Annotated in this window: 19 protein-coding genes; 11 read left to right on the top strand and 8 right to left on the bottom strand. The window is 72.0% G+C overall.

Features of this window, described 5'->3' with window-relative positions:
• Window positions 1-96 precede the first annotated feature (96 nt).
• Window positions 97-1,086 carry a prohibitin family protein gene (locus tag ACFQ2V_RS00170; RefSeq protein ID WP_386049893.1) on the bottom strand — a complete coding sequence of 330 codons (990 nt, stop codon included), beginning with the start codon at window positions 1,084-1,086 and terminating at the stop codon, window positions 97-99.
• 62 nt (window positions 1,087-1,148) lie between these two features.
• Here ACFQ2V_RS00170 and holA point away from each other — a divergent pair, with 62 nt between their 5' ends.
• Together holA and rpsT are read left to right on the top strand one after the other, a co-directional pair.
• Window positions 1,149-2,108 (top strand): DNA polymerase III subunit delta, encoded by a 960-nt coding sequence (gene holA / locus ACFQ2V_RS00165; protein WP_386049892.1) that lies wholly within the window; start codon window positions 1,149-1,151, stop codon window positions 2,106-2,108.
• Window positions 2,109-2,304: 196 nt separating this feature from the next.
• Entirely contained in the window at window positions 2,305-2,565 is a 261-nt protein-coding gene (gene rpsT / locus ACFQ2V_RS00160) for a 30S ribosomal protein S20 (protein WP_045190444.1), read from the top strand.
• A 105-nt stretch (window positions 2,566-2,670) separates the two neighbouring features.
• On the opposite strand, the gene ACFQ2V_RS00155 is transcribed toward rpsT, so the two are convergent.
• Entirely contained in the window at window positions 2,671-3,228 is a 558-nt protein-coding gene (locus ACFQ2V_RS00155; protein WP_386049891.1) for a type II toxin-antitoxin system PemK/MazF family toxin, read from the bottom strand.
• Window positions 3,229-3,360: 132 nt separating this feature from the next.
• Here ACFQ2V_RS00155 and ACFQ2V_RS00150 point away from each other — a divergent pair, with 132 nt between their 5' ends.
• The gene (locus tag ACFQ2V_RS00150; RefSeq protein ID WP_386049890.1) at window positions 3,361-4,590 is read left to right on the top strand and encodes an MFS transporter; all 1,230 of its coding nucleotides are present in this window, start codon (window positions 3,361-3,363) and stop codon (window positions 4,588-4,590) included.
• Here the strand turns inward: ACFQ2V_RS00150 and ACFQ2V_RS00145 are convergent.
• Entirely contained in the window at window positions 4,571-4,924 is a 354-nt protein-coding gene (locus ACFQ2V_RS00145) for a cupin domain-containing protein (protein WP_386049889.1), read from the bottom strand. The genes ACFQ2V_RS00150 and ACFQ2V_RS00145 overlap by 20 nt on opposite strands.
• Window positions 4,912-6,072: a M48 family metallopeptidase gene (locus ACFQ2V_RS00140; RefSeq protein ID WP_386049888.1), complete on the bottom strand. Its 1,161-nt coding sequence runs from the start codon at window positions 6,070-6,072 to the stop codon at window positions 4,912-4,914. The genes ACFQ2V_RS00145 and ACFQ2V_RS00140 overlap by 13 nt, the downstream gene beginning before the upstream one ends.
• Window positions 6,073-6,257: 185 nt before the next feature.
• On the opposite strand from ACFQ2V_RS00140, the gene lepA reads away from it, so the two are divergent.
• Together lepA and ACFQ2V_RS00130 are read left to right on the top strand one after the other, a co-directional pair.
• Complete coding sequence (lepA, locus tag ACFQ2V_RS00135) at window positions 6,258-8,117, top strand: translation elongation factor 4 (RefSeq protein WP_386049887.1); 1,860 nt, start codon at window positions 6,258-6,260, stop codon at window positions 8,115-8,117.
• 140 nt (window positions 8,118-8,257) lie between these two features.
• On the top strand, window positions 8,258-8,731 hold the full coding sequence (locus ACFQ2V_RS00130; protein WP_386049886.1) for a hotdog fold domain-containing protein: 474 nt from the start codon (window positions 8,258-8,260) through the stop codon (window positions 8,729-8,731).
• 21 nt (window positions 8,732-8,752) lie between these two features.
• Here the strand turns inward: ACFQ2V_RS00130 and ACFQ2V_RS00125 are convergent, their stop codons facing one another.
• The gene (locus ACFQ2V_RS00125; protein ID WP_386049885.1) at window positions 8,753-9,577 is read right to left on the bottom strand and encodes a tyrosine-protein phosphatase; all 825 of its coding nucleotides are present in this window, start codon (window positions 9,575-9,577) and stop codon (window positions 8,753-8,755) included.
• 85 nt (window positions 9,578-9,662) lie between these two features.
• On the opposite strand from ACFQ2V_RS00125, the gene hemW reads away from it, so the two are divergent.
• The 3 genes from hemW to ACFQ2V_RS00110 all read left to right on the top strand — a co-directional run bounded on the left by hemW (window position 9,663) and on the right by ACFQ2V_RS00110 (window position 14,309).
• The gene (gene hemW / locus ACFQ2V_RS00120) at window positions 9,663-10,898 is read left to right on the top strand and encodes a radical SAM family heme chaperone HemW (protein WP_386049884.1); all 1,236 of its coding nucleotides are present in this window, start codon (window positions 9,663-9,665) and stop codon (window positions 10,896-10,898) included.
• A 31-nt stretch (window positions 10,899-10,929) separates the two neighbouring features.
• Window positions 10,930-12,453 (top strand): aldehyde dehydrogenase family protein, encoded by a 1,524-nt coding sequence (locus tag ACFQ2V_RS00115; protein ID WP_386049883.1) that lies wholly within the window; start codon window positions 10,930-10,932, stop codon window positions 12,451-12,453.
• Window positions 12,454-12,620: 167 nt separating this feature from the next.
• Complete coding sequence (locus tag ACFQ2V_RS00110; protein ID WP_386049882.1) at window positions 12,621-14,309, top strand: CHAP domain-containing protein; 1,689 nt, start codon at window positions 12,621-12,623, stop codon at window positions 14,307-14,309.
• Between the two features lie 3 nt (window positions 14,310-14,312).
• Here ACFQ2V_RS00110 and ACFQ2V_RS00105 read toward each other — a convergent pair whose 3' ends face one another.
• On the bottom strand, window positions 14,313-15,197 hold the full coding sequence (locus ACFQ2V_RS00105) for a DUF3097 domain-containing protein (RefSeq protein ID WP_386049881.1): 885 nt from the start codon (window positions 15,195-15,197) through the stop codon (window positions 14,313-14,315).
• Between the two features lie 237 nt (window positions 15,198-15,434).
• Between ACFQ2V_RS00105 and hrcA the strand changes: the two genes are divergently transcribed.
• From hrcA to ACFQ2V_RS00090, 3 genes are all read left to right on the top strand, one after another.
• Window positions 15,435-16,478, top strand: a complete 1,044-nt coding sequence (hrcA, locus tag ACFQ2V_RS00100) for a heat-inducible transcriptional repressor HrcA (RefSeq protein ID WP_386049880.1) — start codon at window positions 15,435-15,437, stop codon at window positions 16,476-16,478.
• 88 nt (window positions 16,479-16,566) lie between these two features.
• Complete coding sequence (dnaJ, locus tag ACFQ2V_RS00095; protein ID WP_386049879.1) at window positions 16,567-17,700, top strand: molecular chaperone DnaJ; 1,134 nt, start codon at window positions 16,567-16,569, stop codon at window positions 17,698-17,700.
• A gap of 18 nt (window positions 17,701-17,718) precedes the next feature.
• Complete coding sequence (locus tag ACFQ2V_RS00090; protein ID WP_386049878.1) at window positions 17,719-18,462, top strand: 16S rRNA (uracil(1498)-N(3))-methyltransferase; 744 nt, start codon at window positions 17,719-17,721, stop codon at window positions 18,460-18,462.
• A gap of 87 nt (window positions 18,463-18,549) precedes the next feature.
• Here ACFQ2V_RS00090 and ACFQ2V_RS00085 read toward each other — a convergent pair whose 3' ends face one another.
• On the bottom strand, window positions 18,550-19,725 hold the full coding sequence (locus ACFQ2V_RS00085) for a Gmad2 immunoglobulin-like domain-containing protein (RefSeq protein WP_386049877.1): 1,176 nt from the start codon (window positions 19,723-19,725) through the stop codon (window positions 18,550-18,552).
• Window positions 19,722-20,342, bottom strand: coding sequence for an RNA polymerase sigma factor (locus tag ACFQ2V_RS00080; protein WP_386049876.1), 621 nt, complete (start codon window positions 20,340-20,342; stop codon window positions 19,722-19,724). The genes ACFQ2V_RS00085 and ACFQ2V_RS00080 overlap by 4 nt, the downstream gene beginning before the upstream one ends.
• Window positions 20,343-20,406: the final 64 nt, after the last annotated feature.

The raw sequence follows: 20,406 nt of genomic DNA, 5'->3' as shown, positions 1-20,406 counted from the left end.
CGCCCGCCTGCTTCCTCCGGCAGCACACCGAGTACGCCCGACACCCCGGGACCGCATCCCGGGGGTGTCGTGACCTGTTCGGTGGGCCCGGGGTCCCTACCGAGACCTGGCGGCCGAGCCGGGGACGGCCGGGAGCTGGAGCAGGTTCTGCGTGCCCTGCGGCACGACGACCAGCGAGTCGCCGTGCTCCTTGAGCATGTCGATGTACTTGCTCATGAGGACCTGCTCGTTGAGCCGGTTCTGGCACTTGTCGGAGCTCACCGGCACGACCTTGACGGCCGTGACCTCCTTGCCGTTGATGATCTCCCTGACCTGGGTCGAGGTGGCACCGCAGCGGATGATCTGGTCGGCGTCGGAGGTCGCCTGCGCCTCGGTCTTGGTGATCTCGGCCTTGGCCAGCGCGGTCTGCAGGTCGGCCTTGGCCGCCTCGGCATTGGCGAGCGAGCTCTGCACCTTGTCGTAGTTGGCCTGGACGTTCTGGTCGAGGGTGATCGCACGGGGGTCGACCTGCTCGACCGTCACGCCGACCTCGCCGAGCCGCTTCTCGAGGCCTTCGGTGATGCGCTGCGCCAGCTCGCCGCGCGACTGGCGGACCGCGGCGGCCGCGAACGTCGTCGGGGCGTCGCGCGTGACCGAGGAGACACCCGGCAGCACGGCGCGGGCGATGAAGGTCTCCTGGTCGGGGTACTGCCGGATGATCTCGGGCAGCTTGCCCGGGTTGAGGGAGTAGCGGATCGTCACGTCGTAGGCGACGGTCGCGTTGTCGCTCGTCACGGTGGCGACTCGACCGCCGTCCTCGTCGAGCGAGATGGTCTGGTTGCGGATGTCGAACGTTATGAGGTCCTGCCACGGCGCCTTGAGGTGGATGCCGGTCGCGCTGACCGCCTCGTCGCTGACGGTCCCGAACGTCTTGGTCACCGCGGCCTCACCGGCGTCGAGGCGGTAGCAGCAGGCGCTCGCGACGAGGAACACCGCGAGACCGAAGGGGATGAGGGCGTAGCGCCCCAGCTTCTTCGGGTGGTCCTTGAGGCGGACCAGGACGAGACCGACGGCGGCGAGCGCGAGGGCGAGGACGAGGGCGAACATGACCTTCACTTCCACGGGGACGGGCGGCCCGGCTGTCGGGCCCGCATGGCACAGTGGACGCCATGACCGACCCGGCCGTTCCACCCTTCGTGCTCGTGACCGGCCCGGAGGGGGTTCTCGTCGAACGTGCCGTCGCCTCAGTGGTCCTCGCGGCCCGCGAGGCCGACGACGAGGTCATCCGCATCGACCCGGCGACCTACGAGTCCGGGGCGCTGCAGATGCATGCCAGCCCCTCGCTCTTCGGTGGTGCCAGGACCATCGTCGTGAGTGACCTGCACGAGTCGTCCGACGAGCTCCAGCTCGACCTGCTCTCGCTCCTCGCCGCCCCCGACCCCGACGTCGGTCTCGTCGTCGCCCATGGAGGCGGCATGAAGGGCAAGAAGGTCCTCGACACGATGAAGAAGGCCGGCGCTCGCGTCATCGAATGCCCGGCCGTCAAGACCGACCGCGACAAGACCGACTTCGTGATGAAGGAGTTCGCGGCCGCCCGACGCAAGATCACGAGCGAGGGCGTGCGCGCGCTCATCGAGGCGGTCGGCAAGGACGTCCGCGAGCTGGCGGCAGCGTGCTCACAGCTCGTCTCCGACACCGAGGGCACCGTCGACGACACCGTCGTCGACACCTACCACGGGGGCAAGGTCGAGGCGACCGGCTTCCGGGTGGCCGATGCCACCATCGCGGGGCACTCCGGTGAGGCGCTGCGGCTCCTGCGGCACGCCATCGCCACCGGCGTCGACCCCGTGCCGATCGTCGCGGTCATCGCCTCCCAGCTGCGTCAGCTCATCAAGGTCGGCGCGGCGGGCCGGGGCAGCTCGGGCCAGCTCGCCAAGAGCCTCGGCATGGCCCCGTGGCAGATCGACAAGGCACGCCGTGCCGTCGGCCACTGGAGCGCCGACGGCCTCGCGGTCGCCGTCCAGGCCGTCGCCGCAGCCGACTTCGAGGTCAAGGGCGGCGGGCGCGACCCCGTGTATGCCGTCGAACGCGCCATCCTCACTATCGCGCGCGCCCGCGCCGCCCGCTGAGTCAGGCAGGCACGGCACATGGCCGGTTTGGTCGAGCACGTCCGCCACTGGTAACTTTGACCGTCGCGTGCGCGCTCAGGTCGTGCGCGCACGTCTGCAGCACCCAGAGCTGCTCACGCAGGGTGTCCCCACGCCCGGTCCCGAGCAGCTTTGCCGCCCTCTAACGGCAACCATCCGACCGAACGAAAGAACACACGTGGCAAACATCAAGTCGCAGCTCAAGCGCATCAAGACGAACCGCACGCGCACCGAGCGCAACAAGGCCGTCAAGAGCGAGCTCCGCACCTGGGTCCGCAAGGTCCGCGAGGCCACCGCCTCCGGCGACAAGGACGCCGCTGCCGAGGCCCTCAAGACCGCCTCGAAGAAGCTCGACAAGGCTGTCTCCAAGGGTGTCATCCACCAGAACCAGGCTGCCAACAAGAAGTCGGCACTGGCGAAGAAGGTCGCGTCGCTCTGACGCAGTTACCCCAAGCGTGATCGGGCCCGTCACCTCGCGGTGGCGGGCCCGATCTGCGTCTCCGAGGCGATCGAGGCCGCGTGCCGGACTGGCCGGGCCCGGCGATCAGTGGCGGTGGTGTCGCCGGACCGCTGCCACGACCTCGTCGTAGCGCTCACGGAGGAGCACTGCGCCCTCGCGGCGCACGCCCGCGGGGTCGACCCGCACGAGCCGGTTGACGCGCACCTCGCTGGGGCGGCCCCGTCGGTCCCACGAGCCCGAGCCGATGTCGACCCACTCACGCCCCGAGCGACGCTCCTGCCGCTCGTCGAGGTCGTGGTCCTTGCTCGTCAGCGGCAGGCCCACGAGCCAGTCGCCGTCGCGGCCGATGAGCAGCACGGGCCGGTCCTTGCCCTGGGAGTGGTCCTCCTCGTAGGGCACCCAGGTCCAGACGATCTCGCCCGGATCGGGCCGGCCGTCCGGCTTGGGGGCGTACGTTGTGTCGGGCAGGCGGGTCGCGTCGCCGGGGTACTCCGCCGCCGACGGCTGGGCCGGCCGCGTCTGCCCCTGCTGCCGCTCGCGAGGCAGGGCCGTCGGCGTCCCGCGCTGCCGAGTGGGTGCGGTCGACGTGCCGCGCACGAGGTCGCGCAGGCGTCCGAGGAGACGCTCGAAGGTCGTGGGCATGGGAATCACCGTAGCCGCGCGGCCGTTACCGTTGGGGTCCGACACCGGGTCGACGGCGATCCGCCCCCCGCCACCGCGTCCCCGCCACCGCGCCACCCGAGACGCCGACATGCCCCGACCCGGAGACCACCTGTGAGCCCCGCCGCCCGTCGCACCACCCTCGCCATCCTCGCCCTCGCCGTCGGGGGCTTCGCCATCGGCACCACCGAGTTCGTGACGATGGGCCTGCTGCCCCAGATCGCCCAGGGGACCGGCGTCGACATCGCGACCTCGGGCCACTACGTGTCGGCGTACGCCCTCGGCGTCGTCGTCGGTGCGCCGCTCATCGCGGTCGCCTTCGCGAAGGCACCGCGCAAGGGTCTGCTCATGGGACTGATGGGGTTCTTCGCCGTGGCGCACCTCGCGATCGTCGCGGCCGACACCTACCCCACGGTGATGGCAGCGCGGTTCCTCGCAGGTCTGCCGCACGGCGCCTTCTTCGGCATCGGGTCCGTCGTGGCCGCGTCACTCGTCTCCCACCAGCGCCGGACCGCGGCCGTCGCCGCGATCCTCGGCGGTCTCGGCGTCGCCAACGTGATCGGTGTGCCGCTGGCGACCCTTCTCGGACAGCGTTTCTCGTGGCACCTGCCCTACCTGCTCGTCGGTCTCGTCGCCGTTGTCACGGTCGGCGCGATCGCGCTCTGGCTGCCGCACCAGCCGCCCAGCGGCGAGGAGTCGATGCGCAGCGAGATGCAGGCGCTGCGACGTCCGCAGGTCTGGCTCGCCCTGCTGGTCGGAGTCGTGGGCTTCGGCGGCATGTTCGCGATGTACTCCTTCATCACGCCGACGATGACCGAGCTCGCCGGCCTCGAGGAGCGCTACATCCCGTGGGTGCTGGCGGCATACGGCGTCGGGATGGTCGCGGGCATGGTGCTCAGCGGCAGGGTCGCGAACCGGGTCGGGGTACTCAAGGGGATCGTCGTGGCGCTGGGGCTCATCGCCGTCCTGCTCGGCGTCTTCGGCTTCGCGGCGCGCACGCTGTGGCTCGCGGTGGTGCTCGTCCTCGTGCTGGGCCTGCTGCCCTCGATCGTCGTGCCGCTGCTGCAGACCCGACTCATGGACGTGGCGCACGAGGGGCAGTCGCTCGCGGCGGCGCTCAACCACTCGACGCTCAACACCGCCAACGCGCTCGGCGCGTGGCTCGGCTCGCTCGTGCTCGCCGCGGGCTGGGGCTACGGCGCGCCGAGCCTCGTCGGAGCCGGCCTCGCCGTGCTCGGAGTCGGTGTGGCGGTGGGCTCGGCGCTGCTCGAGCGTCGCGAGCGCGCGGCCGGCGCTGCCTCGACCCCGGCCCGGCCGGTCGAGGTCACTCCAGCCACTCGGTGACGAAGCGCTCGTTGGCGTGGATGTGCACCGCATCGTAGCCCTCGGGGCCGGTGCGGAAGCGGTGCGGCGTGTCGGCGGGGACGACCAGCACCTGCCCGGCGTGCCCGACGACCTCGAGCGCGTCGTCGCCCGCGCCGACCGTGAACGTCGCCGCGCCACGGCGGATGATGAACGTCTCGGCGTACGGGTGCTGGTGCAGGCGCGGTCCCACGCCCTGCTGCGTCGTGGACTCGAGGATGATGCTGATGCCGGCACGGCCGGGCAGCTCCTCGTAGTTCTCGGTCCAGTCCTCGCCGTCCTCGCGCCCGTCGGCGCGGCTGATCAGGGTCTCCACCGGTCGTCCTCTCTGGTCGGGTCGCTCGGGAGCGGTTCGGTCCCTCCGCCCTCACGTCGAACGGGCATGCCGTCGCTCGACATGCCGTCGCTCGACATGCCGTCCGCGGCGGGCGAGGTCGGTGCCGAGGCTGTCGGGGCGTCCGGCGTGGCTGCGGGGCCACGCGTCCCGGCGTACGCGTACCCGGCCGTGACCGCCCGCTCCGGGGACCCCGGGAGCGCCGTCGGCGTGAAGCCGACGAGTGATGGCAGGGCGTACGTCCCGGGGGCCGCGGTCTCACCCCAGAGCCACGGCTCCCTGGGCCGCCAGAGCAGTCGGCCCGGACGGCGACGGTCGCGCAGGGCGTGCATGCGCCAGAGCAGCACCGGGTGGCTCGCGGCGGCGTTCGTCACCCACACGAAGAAGCCCGGCTCGGTGACGGCCCGGTCGGCCATCGCGTCGACGTCGACGGAGCGGCCGAGGTACTTGCCGCCGGCGAGAGTCGCCATGGCCGACCGGGCGCCGTGGGGGACGAGGGCGTGGCCGTAGTTGTCGGCGGTGTACTCCTGGGCCCGGCTCAGCGTCGAGCCGACGAGCGGGATCCACTGCGACGCGAAGGTGCCGAGGATCCGCCAGTAGCTGGTGTGCCCGGCGGCGATGTGACCCACCTCGTGCGCGATCACGAACCTCAGGGCGTCCGGCTCGCGCGCCGCACCGCCGACTTCGAGCAGGTCGCTGTTGATGATGACGAACCGTCGGTGGCCGTGGCCCGAGGCGCCCGCGTTGAGCACGCCGTTGCCGAGCACGACGTACGCGTCGGGCACGAAGGAGAGTCCGGAACGGCCCGCCGCGTCGAGGAGCATCGCGTACGCCTCTGGGAACTGCTCGGGGGTCAGCCGGATCCCGTTGAGGCGCTGCATGGCCCAGAGCTGGCCGCGGGCGAACCACACGAGCAGCGGCGCGAAGATCAGGGCGAGGGCGTAGACGTCGGGCGTACGGTCCTCGTCGAACGCCACGAGCACCTCACCGAAGGCGCCGGCGAGCAGCAGCAGCGATGTCACGACCGCGACGACGAGGGTGAGGATCTCGCGCGGGTGCCGGACGTGACGCCGCAGCGGAAGGTGGGATCCGTGGGCCACGGGCAGGACCTGCATGGGTTGGGCACGCATGGGCGCCATTGTGCGTCACCCCCACGTGACGGGCTGTGAGCGGTGCAGGTGCAAAGCATGGGAGACTGTGCTGATCTCGGCGGTGGGTCGTGACCCCGACCGCATGCCCGGTCCCCGTCCGACCGGCACCACCGATCCGCCTGACCTGACCACTGACTCTGCGAGGTTCGTCCCACGTGTCGCCCATGGCCCGCTCCGCGTTGGCACCCAACGCAACGCCGCCGGACCTGATCCGCAACTTCTGCATCATCGCGCACATCGACCACGGCAAGTCGACGCTGGCCGACCGCATGCTGCAGCTCACCGGTGTCGTCGACTCGCGCGCGATGCGCGCGCAGTACCTCGACCGCATGGACATCGAGCGTGAGCGCGGCATCACGATCAAGAGCCAGGCGGTCCGCATGCCGTGGGCCGTCGAGGACGAGGCCGGCACGTCCACGACCTATGCCCTGAACATGATCGACACCCCCGGCCACGTCGACTTCACCTACGAGGTGTCGCGCTCGCTGGCCGCGTGCGAGGGCGCGGTGCTGCTCGTCGACGCCGCCCAGGGCATCGAGGCGCAGACCCTCGCGAACCTCTACCTCGCGATGGAGAACGACCTCACGATCATCCCGGTGCTCAACAAGATCGACCTGCCGGCCGCCCAGCCGGAGAAGTACGCCGAGGAGCTGGCCAAGCTCATCGGTGGCGAGCCCGAGGACTGCCTCAGGGTGTCGGGCAAGACCGGCGAGGGCGTCGAGCCGCTGCTCGACACGATCGTGCGCCTGCTGCCGGCCCCCACGGGCGACGCGAGCGCCCCCGCCCGCGCGATGATCTTCGACTCCGTCTACGACACCTACCGTGGCGTCGTCACCTACGTGCGGGTCGTCGACGGCAACCTGAACCCGCGCGAGCGCATCGTCATGATGTCGACCAAGGCGACGCACGAGCTGCTCGAGATCGGCGTCATCAGCCCCGAGCCCGTGCCGAGCAAGGGCCTCGGCGTCGGCGAGGTGGGCTACCTCATCACCGGCGTGAAGGACGTGCGCCAGTCGCGTGTCGGCGACACCGTCACCAACGCGAGCAAGCCGGCGTCGAAGGACCTCGGCGGCTACCGCGACCCCAAACCGATGGTCTTCTCGGGGCTCTACCCGATCGACGGGTCCGACTACCCGGACCTGCGTGAGGCCCTCGACAAGCTCAAGCTCAACGACGCCGCGCTCGTCTACGAGCCCGAGACGTCGGCGGCACTGGGCTTCGGCTTCCGGTGCGGCTTCCTCGGCCTGCTCCACCTCGAGATCGTCCGCGAGCGGCTCGAGCGCGAGTTCAACCTCGACCTCATCTCGACCCAGCCGAACGTCGTCTACGACGTGACGATGGACGACGGCAAGCGGATCCACGTCACGAACCCGAGCGAGTTCCCCGAGGGCAAGATCGCCGAGGTGAGAGAGCCCGTCGTGCGCGCCACCGTGCTGGCCCCGAGCGAGTTCGTCGGCGCCATCATGGAGCTGTGCCAGCAGAAGCGCGGCAACCTGCGCGGCATGGACTACCTCTCCGAGGACCGCGTCGAGATGCGCTACACGCTGCCGCTCGCCGAGATCGTCTTCGACTTCTTCGACCAGCTCAAGTCGCGCACCCGCGGCTACGCCTCCCTCGACTACGAGCCCGACGGCGAGCAGGTGGCCGACCTCGTCAAGGTGCAGATCCTGCTGCAGGGCGAGTCGGTCGACGCGTTCAGCGCCATCGTGCACAAGGACAAGGCGTACGCGTACGGCGTGATGATGGCCGGCAAGCTCAAGGACCTCATCCCGCGCCAGCAGTTCGAGGTCCCGATCCAGGCGGCCATCGGCTCGCGCATCATCGCCCGCGAGAACATCCGCGCGATCCGCAAGGACGTGCTCGCGAAGTGCTACGGCGGCGACATCAGCCGCAAGCGCAAGCTCCTCGAGAAGCAGAAGGAGGGCAAGAAGCGCATGAAGATGGTCGGACGGGTCGAGGTGCCGCAGGAGGCCTTCGTCGCTGCCCTCTCGAGCGACGCCGACGCAGGCAAGACGAAGAAGTAACGCGCACAAGGGCGCTCGCGGTCGTACCGTGGGTACTGCGGCCGCAGTGCATGAGTCGTACGCGTGGCCGTCTGGGCGGCGATCCGACCGCCGCCCGGACGGCTGCGCGGGCTCGGTTACCAGTCGGTAACCCATGCGTCATGATCGACGCCTACGCCCTCTACCGTCGTCTCGAGCGCGTGCCCCTGGGCAAGCGGGTCTTCGGCCTCGCGTTCAGCGCGGCGGCGCCGTACTTCCGGTCCGTGCGCCCACGCGTCGTCGAGGTCGCCCCCAACCGTGCCGTCGTCGTCGTGCCGAAGCGACGCCGGGTGCAGAACCACATCGGCACCGTCCACGCGATCGCCGCCTGCAACGGTCTCGAGGCTGCGATGGGCCTGCTGGCCGAGGCGAGCATCGCGCCGACGCACCGGTGGATCCCGCGAGGGATGGAGGTCCGCTACCCGGCGACGTCGACGACCGCCCTCACCTGCACCGCCGTCACCGACCCCGCGGCGTGGTCGCCCACCGCGGACGGCGAGCCGTCCGAGGTGCCGGTCACCGTGACGGCGACGCGGGCCGACGGCGTCGTCACGGTCGAGGGGACGATCCACCTCCACGTGAGCCCGCGACGCTGAGGGTCGCGGGCGCAGAGCCGCTCAGGCCGAGAGCAGCTTGCGGCGCAGCAGGTCGGTGTCGGCAGCGGTCCAGCCCTGCTGCGCAAGCCACCCCAGGGGGCCGTCGAAGCGCTCGTCGAGGGTGGCGAGCAGCATCCGCATCGTCTCGGTGGTCGGCGACTGCTGGGCCACCGTCTTGTCCTTGAGGTTCTCGGCGTAGGCGGGCTTGGCCCGCAGGCGCCCCATGATCGCGGCGACCCGCTCGGCCGAGGCGGCGAAGTCGGCGATGACGAGCTCGTCGGGCACGCCGACGACCTTGAGGGCGAGCCCCACGACCGTGCCGGTGCGGTCCTTGCCCGCCGCGCAGTGCACGACCGCGGCGCCACGGCTGCCCGCGATGGCGCGCAGCGCCGCCACGACCGAGTCAGGTCGCTGGGCGAGGTAGCCGAGGTAGTGCTCCGACCAGAACTGCTCGTGGCTGCGCCGGTGCTCCTCGTCGACCGCCGCTGCCGCTGCGGCCTCGCGCCGCTCGTCGGTCTCCCAGGGCAGGGCGCGCTCGGCGGCGGGAATGCCTGACTCCGTGGAGTCCTCGCGGTAGAGGGTGTGGTGGTGGTGCGTCACGCCGTCGACGGCGAGGAGCGGGCCGTCGCCCTCCTTGGCCACCTCCACGTGGGTGCGCAGGTCGACGATGTCGGAGACCTCGTAGGTGCGCACGAGCGCCTCGACCGCCTGCGGAGTGAGGTCCTGGAGGTTGTCGGAGCGCAGCAGGCGGTGTGGGAGCACCTCGTCCCCGCCGCTGGTCACCATCCCCCCGAGGTCCCGCATGTTGACGACGCCGTCGAGCTCGATCCAGTTGGGGCGGTACACCCTTGCACCCTAGGCGACCGCGCCGAGCCGGTTGGCACCCACCCACGCGGACGAGCCACCCCCAGGGGGCTGGGACAATGGGCGTATGCCGCCCTCCGCCCTTCCCGACGGCGACCCCCCTCCCAGCACGGGGGAGCTCCCACCCTCGGCGCTCGCCGACCTCGCGACGACCGACCTCGGAATCTACGTGCACGTGCCCTTCTGCACGGTGCGGTGCGGCTACTGCGACTTCAACACGTACACGCTGACCGAGCTCGGCGGCCCCGGTGCGAGCATCGGCGTCGACACCTACGCCGACGCGGCCCTGCGCGAGCTCGACCTCGCGGAGGCTGTGCTCGGGGCGGGTGCGCCTCCGGTGTCGACCGTCTTCGTCGGGGGTGGCACTCCGACGATGCTGAGGTCACGTGACCTGGTGACGGTGCTCGACGGCATACGCGAGCGGTTCGGCCTGGCTCCCGACGCCGAGGTGACGACCGAGGCCAATCCCGACTCCGTGACGCCAGACTCGCTGCGCGAGCTCGCCGACGGGGGATTCACCCGTGTGTCGGTCGGGATGCAGTCGGCGGTGCCGCACGTGCTGCGCACGCTCGAGCGCACCCATGACCCCGAGAACGTCGCGCGAGCCGTCGCGGCGACGAGGTCCGCGGGCATGCAGGTCAGCGTCGACCTCATCTACGGCACGCCGGGCGAGTCGCTCGCCGACTGGCGCCGCAGCCTCGAGGCGGCTGTCGCCCTGGAGCCCGACCACGTGTCGGCGTACGCCCTGGTCGTCGAGGAGGGCACGAAGCTCGCCGCGCAGGTGCGACGCGGAGTCGTGCCGGCGCCCGAGGACGACGACGAGGCCGACAAGTACGAGCTCGCCGACGAGCTGCTCTCCGCGGCGGGCTTCGGGTGGTACGAGGTGAGCAACTGGGCCCGCTCGGAGCAGGCGCGGTGCCGGCACAACGTCGCCTACTGGTCGGGCACGAACTGGTGGGGGGTCGGCCCGGGGGCGCACAGCCACGTCGGCGGAGTGCGGTGGTGGAACGTCAAGCACCCGAGCGCGTACGCCGCCCGGCTGGGCGCGGGGGAGTCGCCGGCGCAGGCCCGCGAGGGGCTCACCGACGAACAGCGCTACGACGAGCGTGTGCTGCTCGGCACACGTCTCGTGGACGGCCTTCCCGTGGCGGATCTGCGAGGATCGGGGCGCACCGCCGTGGCCGGACTGATCGCCGACGGACTGCTCGACGGCCGGGCTGCCCTGCGGGACTCCCGGCTCGTCCTGACGCTCCGTGGACGCCTCCTCGCCGACACGGTGGTGCACCGGCTCCTCGCGTCCTGAGGGGCGCGTGGCGAAGCGACCCGGAAGGCAGATGAGCGAGACCATGTCGACGACGACGAGCGGCGCAGAGAGCACGAAGGCGACCGAGACCACCTCCCCTCGCGTCAGACGGGCCGCCGACCGCGTTGTCGAGGGCGCGTCCGGTGGGCGTTCGGTCGAGCCCCGCGAGGTCGTCGCGAGGGCACGTCGGGCGTTCGACACGGGGCGCACGAAGCCGCGGGCGTGGCGGGTTGCGCAGCTCAAGGCCCTCCGCGTGCTCCTCGTGGACCACGAGGCCGACATCGCCGCGGCGCTGCACGCGGACCTCGGCAAGAGCGCCAACGAGGCCTGGGTGACCGAGACCGGGTTCCTCGTCCGTGAGATCGACCACACGCTGCGCCACCTGCGGGCCTGGACGGCTCCCCGGCGCGTCCCGGTGCCGCTGTCCCTCGCGCCGGGTCGGGCCCGGGTCGTGCGCGAGCCGCTCGGCGTGGTGCTGGTCATCGCCCCCTGGAACTACCCGCTGCAGCTGTGCCTCGCGCCGCTCGTCGGGGCGCTCGCCGCCGGCAACGCCGTGGTGCTCAAGCCGAGCGAGCTCGCGCCGGCGACGTCGGCCCTGCTCGCCCGGCTCGTGCCCAAGCACCTCGACCCGGAGGCCGTGCACGTCGTCGAGGGTGCGGTGCCCGAGACGACGGAGCTGCTCGCGGAGCGCTTCGACCACGTCTTCTACACCGGCAACGGCACGGTCGGTCGCATCGTGCTCGAGGCTGCCGCGGTCCACCTCACGCCGGTCACGCTGGAGCTGGGCGGCAAGTCCCCGGCCTACGTCGCCGACGACGCGGACCTGCCCGTTACGGCACGGCGCCTCGTCTGGGGCAAGTTCACCAACGCAGGGCAGACGTGTGTCGCCCCCGACTACGTCATGGCCAGCGCCGAGACGCTCGAAAAGCTGGAACCGCTTCTCGTGGAAGCGATCCGCGAGACCTTCGGTGACGACCCAGCCGCATCGTCCGACTACGGCCGCATCGTCGACGCCCGGCACTTCGAACGGCTCACCGGGCTCATCGACGCCGAGCGGGTCGTGTCCGGCGGCCGGTCCGACGCGGCCACCCGCTACATCGAGCCCACTCTCGTCGAGGTCGCCGACCCCGACGACCCCGACGAGGCCGTCATGCGCGACGAGATCTTCGGACCCGTGCTGCCGCTCGTCCCCGTCGCCGACCTCGACGCGGCCATCGCCCTGGTCAACCGGCGCGACAAGCCCCTGGCGCTCTACGTCTTCACCCCGTCGACCGTGGTGCGTGAGCGCTTCGTGCGTGAGACGTCCTCGGGAGCCATCGGCTTCAACATCCCGCTGGCACACCTCGCGGTGCCGGAGCTCCCGTTCGGTGGTGTGGGCGCGAGCGGGATGGGCGCCTACCACGGCGAGCGGTCCGTCGAGCTCTTCTCGCACGCCAAGGCCGTGCTGACCATGCCGACGCGCCCCGACACGACGGCCTGGATCCGGCCGCCGTTCACCCGGTTCAAGGAGCAGGTCATCGACAGGGTCGTGGCCCCCGGGCGCCGGCGACGCTGACCGGCCGAGAACGCAGTGCTAATGACAGCGGTGTCATTAGCACACTTGATGTTGCGTGTTGCGCATCCTGTCTGGCGTGTCGCGAGGGATTTCTGGGAAACCAGTCATCCTGTGGCCCGAATGTCCTACATTTCCGTGAGCACCCACGGCCGATCACGGGAGACCACATGCGACTGGCGCGCCGCCCCCACGAGCAGGACGGGCACCCGTCGACCCTTCGGACCGTCCGGTCCAGGGCTCTGGCTCTGCTCGTCGCCGTCGTCTCGCTGCTCGTCGGGACCGTTGGCCTCGCCGGTCCTGCCCGGTCGGCCGAGTGGATCGTCCTGTGCACCGGCTACGACCCCTGCCAGACCGCCGGCTACCCGAACTCGGGCTACACGACGAACGCCACGACGAGCTGGTGGCGCCAGTCCACCGGGCACAACTGCACCAACTACGTCGCCTACCGGCTCGTCCAGAACGGCCTGCCCAACGTCAAGCCGGCCACGCTCTCGGGAAACGCCTACAACTGGGGTCCGGCCTTCGCCGACCGCACGAACGACGACCCGGCGGTCGGCTCGGTCGCCTGGTGGAACACCTCGTTCTCGGCCACCGGGCACGTCGCCTACGTCGAGCGCGTGGTCTCCGCCGACGAGATCCTCGTCTCCGAGGACAACTGGGGCGGCGACTTCAGGTGGCGCAAGGTCACCCGCACGGGCGGCAAGTGGCCGAACGGCTTCATCCACCTCAAGGACCAGGGCGCCACCGTCGTCGACACCGACGTCTACCGGGCCGTGACCCCGACCCGCGTCCTCGACACCCGCACCGGGCTCGGCGCCCCCGCGGCGAAGGTCGCGGCCGGCGCGTCGATCGCCGTCCAGGTGGGTGGCCGCGCCGGTGTCCCGACCGGCGGCGTCGGGACCGCCGTCCTCAACGTCACGGTCACCGCGCCCGCTGCGGCCGGCTACCTCACCTCCTACCCGTCGGGCGCCGTGCGCCCGGGGTCGCGCAGCGTGTCGTACGCGTCCGGTGCGACCATCAGCGAGCTCGTCCCGGCCCGCCTCGGGACCGACGGCAAGGTGCGCCTCTACACGTCCGCCGCGGCGAACCTCGTGGCCGAGGTCGTCGGTTGGTACCCCACGACCGGGCACCTCGTGCCCGTCACGCCGACCCGCGTACTCGACACCCGCAGCGGCCTCGGCGCCCCGCAGGTGCGCATCCCCGCGGGTGGCACGGTCGACCTGCCGGTCGCGGGGGCGGGGATCGTGCCCGCCACCGGGGCGTCCGCGGTCGCCCTGGACATCTCGGCAGCCGCGCCGTCCGCCGGCGGCTGGTTGACGGCATACCCGTCGGGGTCGACCCGCCCGGCAACGGCGCACGTCGGCTACGAGGCGACCACGTCGATGACCGGGATGGTCGTCTCGAGGCTCGGCACCGGGGGCAAGGTGACGATCCACTCGACGGCCGAGACCGACGTGCTCGTCGACGTCGTCGGCTGGTTCCGGACCGGAGCCGACCACGTGGCCGTCACCCCGGCGCGGATCGTCGACACGCGCAGCGGGCTGGGCGCGCCGGCCGGTCGGGTGGCCGCCGGAGCCACGATCACGGTGCCGGTGCTCGGGCGTGGTGGAGTGCCGAACGTGGGGGTCAGCGCCGTCTCGGTGACGTTGGCGGCCGTCACGCCGACTGCCACGACCTCGGTCACCGCCTACCCGACGGGCCTTGCGAGGCCCGCCTCGCCGAGCCTCACGGTTCCGGCCGCGCGCACGCGGGCCAACTGGGTCATCGTCCCGGTGGCGGCCGACGGCTCGATCACCGTGCACACGTCGGCCGAGACGAACCTCGTCGTCGACGTGCAGGGCTACTTCAAGAAGTAGGGGTCAGGCACCGGGCTCGGTGACGAAGTCGATGAGCTCCTCGACGCTGGCGAGCAGCGTCGGCTCGAGGTCGGCGTACGTGCGCACCGTGCCGAGGATGCGCTTCCACGCGTTCGCGATGTCGGCCTGGCTCGCGTGCGCCCAGCCGAGCTCCGCGCAGATGCCGTGCTTCCACGACGTGCCCCGCGGGATGACCGGCCACTGCTGCCAGCCGAGCCGTTCGGGCCGCACCGACTGCCAGACGTCGACGTACGGGTGGCCCAGGATCCTCACGTGCTGGGCGAGGCCCGGAAGGGCCTGCGCCTGCCCGACGATGCGGGCCTCCTTGGTGCCCGGCACCAGGTGGTCGACGAGCACCCCGAGGCGGCGCCCGGGGCCGGGCTGGAACTCCGCGATGATGCCCGCGAGGTCGTCGACGCCGTCCATGAGCTCGACGACGACGCCCTCGACGCGCAGGTCGTCGCCCCACACCTTCTCGACGAGCTCGGCGTCGTGGCGGCCCTCGACGTAGATGCGCGAGCCGCTGGCGACCTTCGCCCTCGCCCCGGCCACGGCCACGGACCCGCTCGCGGTGCGTGACGCGGCCTTTCGGGCCTCGGCCAGGGCCGCGCCAGAGGCGGCGACCGGAGGCGTCAGGGTGACGGGGGCGCCGTCGAGGAGGAAGCCCGGGCCGAGCGGGAAGGCCTTGGTGCGGCCGCGCCGGTCCTCGAGGTGCACGACGTGCATGCCACCGGCCTTCTCGACGCGCACGACGGCACCCACCCAGCCCGTCTCGACCTCCTCGACGACGAGGTCGGGCTCGGCCGGGGTCGGCGTCGACCGGCCGCGCTTCGGGGCGCGCCAGTCACCGCTCAGCACGTCGGATCCGTATCGGTCGTTGGGAGACACGACAAGCGAGCGTATGCCGCCGGGCCGGCCCCGGCGCGCGCGCCACGCGGGCGACCGGAAGGTGGCGAGGCGGCATACGGTTGGATGAAATCGGAGATCGGCGCGTCACGTCGTAGACTTGGCACTCGCTGACCGAGAGTGCCAGAGCAGGTGCCGCCGCAGGGAGCCTCGCCCGCACCCGCGGCGCTCCGAGCCGTCCGTCGGTCGCCGATGGCCCAACCGTGAAGGAGGTAGGTGATGAGCGAGGACCGCAGGCTCATGGTGCTGCGCGCCATCGTCCAGGACTACGTGCAGACCTCCGAGCCGGTCGGCAGCAAGGCCCTCGTCGAACGACACCACCTCGGGGTGAGCGCGGCGACGGTGCGCAACGACATGGCCCTGCTCGAGGAGGAGGGCCTCATCCACGCTCCGCACACGTCGGCCGGCCGGGTGCCCACCGACGCCGGCTACCGCGTGTTCGTCGACCGGCTCAGCGCGGTCAAGCCCCTCAGCTCGGGTGAGCGACGCGCCATCAGCCAGTTCCTCGAGGGTGCCGTCGACCTCGACGACGTCGTCGACCGCACCGTGCGCCTGCTCGCCAGCCTGACCCGCCAGGTCGCCGTCGTGCAGTACCCCTCGCTGACCAGGTCGACCGTGCGCCACATCGAGCTCGTCCCGTTGGGCTCGTCGCACCTGATGATCGTGCTCATCGTCAACACCGGCCGCGTCGAGCAGCGAGTGGTCGACACCGGCCGGGTCCTGTCCGACGCCGACGGCGAGGCCCTCGTGTCGTCGATCCGCACGCGCATCAACGACGTCGCCGCCGGCGTGCCGTTCACCGTCGCCGCCACGCGGCTGCGGCGCCTCGTCGACGAGACCGACGAGGTCGACCGTGCTGCGATGCGGGCCGTCGTCTCGGCCCTCGGTGACGCGCTCGTCGAGGAGCGCGAGGAGCGCGTCGTGCTGGCCGGTCAAGCCAACCTCGCACGAGCCGGTGCTGACTTCCCGCGCACCATCGGGCCCATCCTCGAGGCCCTCGAGGAGCACGTGACACTGTTGCGCCTGCTCGGCCAGCTGGGCGACGACCCCGACCTCGTCTCCGTGCGCATCGGCTCCGAGAACCCCGTGACGGGCCTGCAGACCACCTCGCTCGTGTCCGTCGGCTACGGGTCCGGGTCCGAGCGCGTGGCCAGCCTCGGGGTGCTGGGCCCGACCCGCATGGACTACCCCACGACGATGGCGTCGGTCCGTGCAGTCGCGCGCTACGTCTCCGAGATCCTCGACGAGAACCAGGCCACCTGACCGGCTCCGACCCGCTTCGACACCTCACGCACCCACCGGCGCACCGCTGCGCAGAACCGAACGCACCACGTACCGAAGGAATCCCAGCTTGAACGACTACTACGCCGTCCTCGGTGTCTCGCGCGACGCGAGCCAGGAGGAGATCAAGAAGGCCTACCGTCGGCTCGCCCGCAAGCTGCACCCCGACGTGAACCCCGGCGCCGAGGCCGAGGAGGAGTTCAAGCGGGTGTCGCAGGCGTACGACGTGCTGTCCGACCCGCAGAAGCGCCAGTCGTTCGACATGGGCGCCGACCCGTTCGCCAGCGGTGGCGGCGCCGGCTTCGGCGCCGGTGCCGGGTTCTCGTTCAGCGACGTCATGGACGCCTTCTTCGGAGCGGGGGCGACGGCGGGCACGCGTGGCCCTCGGCCGCGCACGCAGCGCGGGCAGGACGCCCTCGTGCGGCTCGACCTCGACCTCGCCAAGGCCGTCTTCGGCTCGGAGGAGGAGCTCGCGCTCGATACCGCGGTGGGCTGCAACCGCTGCGGCGGCGACGGCGCCGAGCCCGGCACGGGCCGGCAGACCTGCCCCATCTGCAAGGGCGCCGGCGAGGTGCAGCAGGTCCAGCGCAGCTTCCTCGGCCAGGTGATGACCTCGCGTCCGTGCGTCAACTGCCAGGGCTACGGCTCGACCCTCACCGACCCGTGCCACGACTGCTCCGGCGACGGCCGCGTGCGCACCCGTCGCTCGCTCAAGCTCAAGGTGCCCGCCGGTGTCGACACCGGCACCCGCATCCAGCTCACCGGTGAGGGTGAGGTCGGCCCCGGCAACGGCCCGGCCGCCGACCTCTACGTCGAGATCCGCGTCCTCAACCACGAGACCTACACTCGCCGCGGGGACGACCTGCACTGCAGCGTCGAGCTGCCGATGGCCGCCGCCGCGCTCGGCACGAGCTTCAAGCTCTCGACGTTCGACGGCATGCAGGACCTCGAGATCAAGGCCGGCACGCAGAGCGGTGACGTCCTGACGCTGCGCGGTCTCGGGGTGACGCACCTGCGGCACGGCGGCCGCGGCGACCTGCTCGTCCACGCCACGGTCATGACGCCGACGCGCCTGACCGACGAGCAGCAGGAGCTGCTGCGGCAGTTCGCGGCGCTGCGCGGCGAGGAGCGGCCCGAGGGCCGTCTCGCCCCGGCCAACAAGGGGCTCTTCGGCAAGCTGCGCGACGCCTTCAAGGAGAAGTGACCTCCCCGTGAGCGCCCGGTGACCCACCAGCTCTTCCTCGGCGAGCCGACCTCGGTCGCCGCGGCGGTCGAGGGCGCGTCGCTGCTGCTCGACGGCGACGAGGGCCGCCACGCCGGCGCCGTCGTGCGCCTGCGCGTGGGCGAACGCTACTTCGTCGCCGACGGTGCCGGGCGCCGCGTCCTGCTCGAGGCCACCGACGTCGACCGGTCGTGGGTGCGGGGGACGGTGCTCGCAGTCACCGACGAGCCCGCACCGCCCACGCGGTTCGTCCTCGTGCAGGCCCTGGCCAAGGGCGACCGCGACGAGCAGGCCATCGAGGCCGCGACCGAGCTCGGTGTCGACGAGGTCGTCCCGTGGCAGGCGGAGCGCTCTGTCGTCGTGTGGCGCGGTGAGCGCGCCGCGAAGTCGCTCGCGAAGTGGGCGGCCGTGGTGACCCGGGCGACCAAGCAGTCCCGCCGCTCCCGTGTGCCGGTGACGTCGCCCGCGGTCGGGCTCGCCCCGCTCGTGGCCCGGGTGGGGGAGTCGGCCCTGGCCCTGGTGCTCCACGAGGACGCCACGGAGCCGCTCGCCTCCGTCGAGCTGCCGACGCAGGGCGACGTGCTCCTCGTCGTCGGCCCGGAGGGCGGCATCACCGATCGCGAGGTCGAGGCCCTGCGCACTGCCGGGGCCCGCCCCGTGCGCCTCGGGTCGACGATCCTGCGCGCGTCGTCCGCCGGCCCGGCGGCCCTCGCCGTGCTCAGCGCCCGCACCCGCTGGCGCTGACGCCCACCACGACCGGAACGTGCGCTCCGTCACGCGCTGGGCGGTCTCGGGGCCGTTGACGCAGCGCTCTCCCGATCGATGCGTGTGTCAGCGGGCCGCGAAGGGGATCCGCTGCTCCGAGGCGACCGAGCCGTCCTTGGCGCTGCTCTCGAAGACCCGCAGCACGTACGAGCCCGCTGTGAGGGCCTTCTTCGTCGAGAAGGTGTAGCTGCCTCGCGCCGGCGCTGCTTCGGACGCCGTCGTGAAGCCCTTCTCGAACGAGCCGCCGTCGCGCAGCAGCTCCCACTCGACGTTCGCCTCGAAGGTGCTGGCCACCCCCTTGGCCGTCAGCGTCGAGCCCGCCTTGACGACGCCGTTCCGGGCGGGCGCGTCGACCCAGATCGGGGCGACCTGCTCGAGCACGGCGATGGGGTCGCTCGGCCGGTTGAACGTCGACGAGGCCGTGTGACCGGGCGAGACGTCCTGGCCGCCGTCGGCGAGCTCGAAGCGCACCGGGAGCGACTTGCCGAGGGCGGCCTGCACGGTCCAGACGAGCTGCTCGGTCGCGAGGGTGGCGTCGTCGCTGGTCCCGGCCGACAGACGCACGCGGATGGAGTCGGCGCCGACGGTGACGGACTGCGGCGTCACGCCCGTCCACGCCGACCGGTACTGCGACCCCTTGGGTGCGGAGCCCATCGCCAGGCGCAGGGCGGCCAGCGCCTTGCCCTCCGGCGTGACGGGCGCGGCGACCGGGGTCGACACGAACTCGCGGAAGAGCCGCACCGGGCCGCCGCCCCCGCGCACGGGCCCGAGGTAGTAGACAGGCACCGACGTCGGCGTCGTCACGGGCGGGACGACGCTGGTCGGCGCGGTGGTGGCCTGGGTCGGACCACTGGCCGTCTGCGTCGGCAAGCTCGACGGCCCGGTCGAGGGCGTTGCGCTCGAGCGGCTCGACGACGGGTTGCCGGTCGTGCTGGAGGTCGCCGCGACCGGCGGGGTCGAGCTCGACGGGCGGTTGACCGCCCACACCGTGCCGGCGACGAGCACCACAGCGGCCGCCGCGGCAGCGGGAAGGAACCACCGGTGGTGCCGGCGGCGGCCGCTCGACTCGGAGGCGTGCGCCTCCGTGAGGATCGCGCCGAGCCGGTCGCCGGGGCTGATCGTCCGCGCCTCGGAGTCGAGGGCGCGCCGCAGGCGGTCCTCGACCGGCCGCAGGCCCGCACCGATCACGACCGGCTCGTCGTCGGGCGTCTGGCCGCCCGGTCGCCTCGGGTCGGTGTTCATGACAGCTCCCTGGGGTCGATGGTGTGCCGCAAGGCGGTGAGCCCCCGGTGGGCGTGGGTCTTGACGGCGCCGGGGGAGATCTCGAGGGACTCGGCGATCTGTGCCTCCGAGAGCCCGCCGTAGTAGCGCAGGACGAGTACCTCGCGCTGACGGGTCGGCAGGGTGCGTAGGGCGTCGACGACGGCGTCGCGCTCGGACTCCCGCAGCACGTGCGTCTCGGCGCTGCCGAGCGCGTCGCGGCCCGGCGCGTCCGCGGCTGCGGCGTCGCGGGCGTTCTGGCGGTCGACCACCACGTTGTGCCGCTGCACCGAGCGGCAGCCGTTGACGACCGCCGTCTGGAGATAGCCGACCACGCGTCCGCCGTCACGGATGGAGGCCCAGCTGCGGTGTGTGGCGACGAAGGCGTCCTGCACGACGTCCTCGGCCGCCAGCTGGTCACGCAGCAGCAGCCACGCCAGACGCACGAGCCGGTGCCAGTGCGCGTGGTAGAGCTCGGTGATCGCGACGTCGGGGTCGGTCGGGAGGTCCGTGGCGGCATACGTGCCGGAGGGGCGGGCGGGTCCCGAGCCCCCTGCGGAGCCCCTGGACCTCGGCTCGCTCACCTCGCCTGTCGGCATACCCAACGTTCTCACGGACAAATGACGCGCACGTGCACGTGGAGGTTGACATGCCTAGGGTGCA

The organism is Terrabacter terrigena (assembly GCF_042676085.1).
Lineage (GTDB): Bacteria > Actinomycetota > Actinomycetes > Actinomycetales > Dermatophilaceae > Terrabacter > Terrabacter terrigena.
The sequence above is the reverse complement of the archived record's forward strand: the minus strand, read 5'-3'. Positions and strand labels throughout refer to the sequence as shown.

Bases quoted from the DNA above. Each gene is read 5' to 3' on its own strand.
- ACFQ2V_RS00170 (WP_386049893.1), bottom strand. From the start codon at position 1,086: ATGTTCGCCCTCGTCCTCGCCCTCGCGCTCGCCGCCGTCGGTCTCGTC.
- holA (WP_386049892.1), top strand. From the start codon at position 1,149: ATGACCGACCCGGCCGTTCCACCCTTCGTGCTCGTGACCGGCCCGGAG.
- ACFQ2V_RS00155 (WP_386049891.1), bottom strand. From the start codon at position 3,228: ATGCCCACGACCTTCGAGCGTCTCCTCGGACGCCTGCGCGACCTCGTG.
- ACFQ2V_RS00140 (WP_386049888.1), bottom strand. From the start codon at position 6,072: ATGCGTGCCCAACCCATGCAGGTCCTGCCCGTGGCCCACGGATCCCAC.
- lepA (WP_386049887.1), top strand. From the start codon at position 6,258: ATGGCCCGCTCCGCGTTGGCACCCAACGCAACGCCGCCGGACCTGATC.
- ACFQ2V_RS00130 (WP_386049886.1), top strand. From the start codon at position 8,258: ATGATCGACGCCTACGCCCTCTACCGTCGTCTCGAGCGCGTGCCCCTG.
- hemW (WP_386049884.1), top strand. From the start codon at position 9,663: ATGCCGCCCTCCGCCCTTCCCGACGGCGACCCCCCTCCCAGCACGGGG.
- ACFQ2V_RS00115 (WP_386049883.1), top strand. From the start codon at position 10,930: ATGAGCGAGACCATGTCGACGACGACGAGCGGCGCAGAGAGCACGAAG.
- ACFQ2V_RS00110 (WP_386049882.1), top strand. From the start codon at position 12,621: ATGCGACTGGCGCGCCGCCCCCACGAGCAGGACGGGCACCCGTCGACC.
- hrcA (WP_386049880.1), top strand. From the start codon at position 15,435: ATGAGCGAGGACCGCAGGCTCATGGTGCTGCGCGCCATCGTCCAGGAC.
- ACFQ2V_RS00085 (WP_386049877.1), bottom strand. From the start codon at position 19,725: ATGAACACCGACCCGAGGCGACCGGGCGGCCAGACGCCCGACGACGAG.
- ACFQ2V_RS00080 (WP_386049876.1), bottom strand. From the start codon at position 20,342: ATGCCGACAGGCGAGGTGAGCGAGCCGAGGTCCAGGGGCTCCGCAGGG.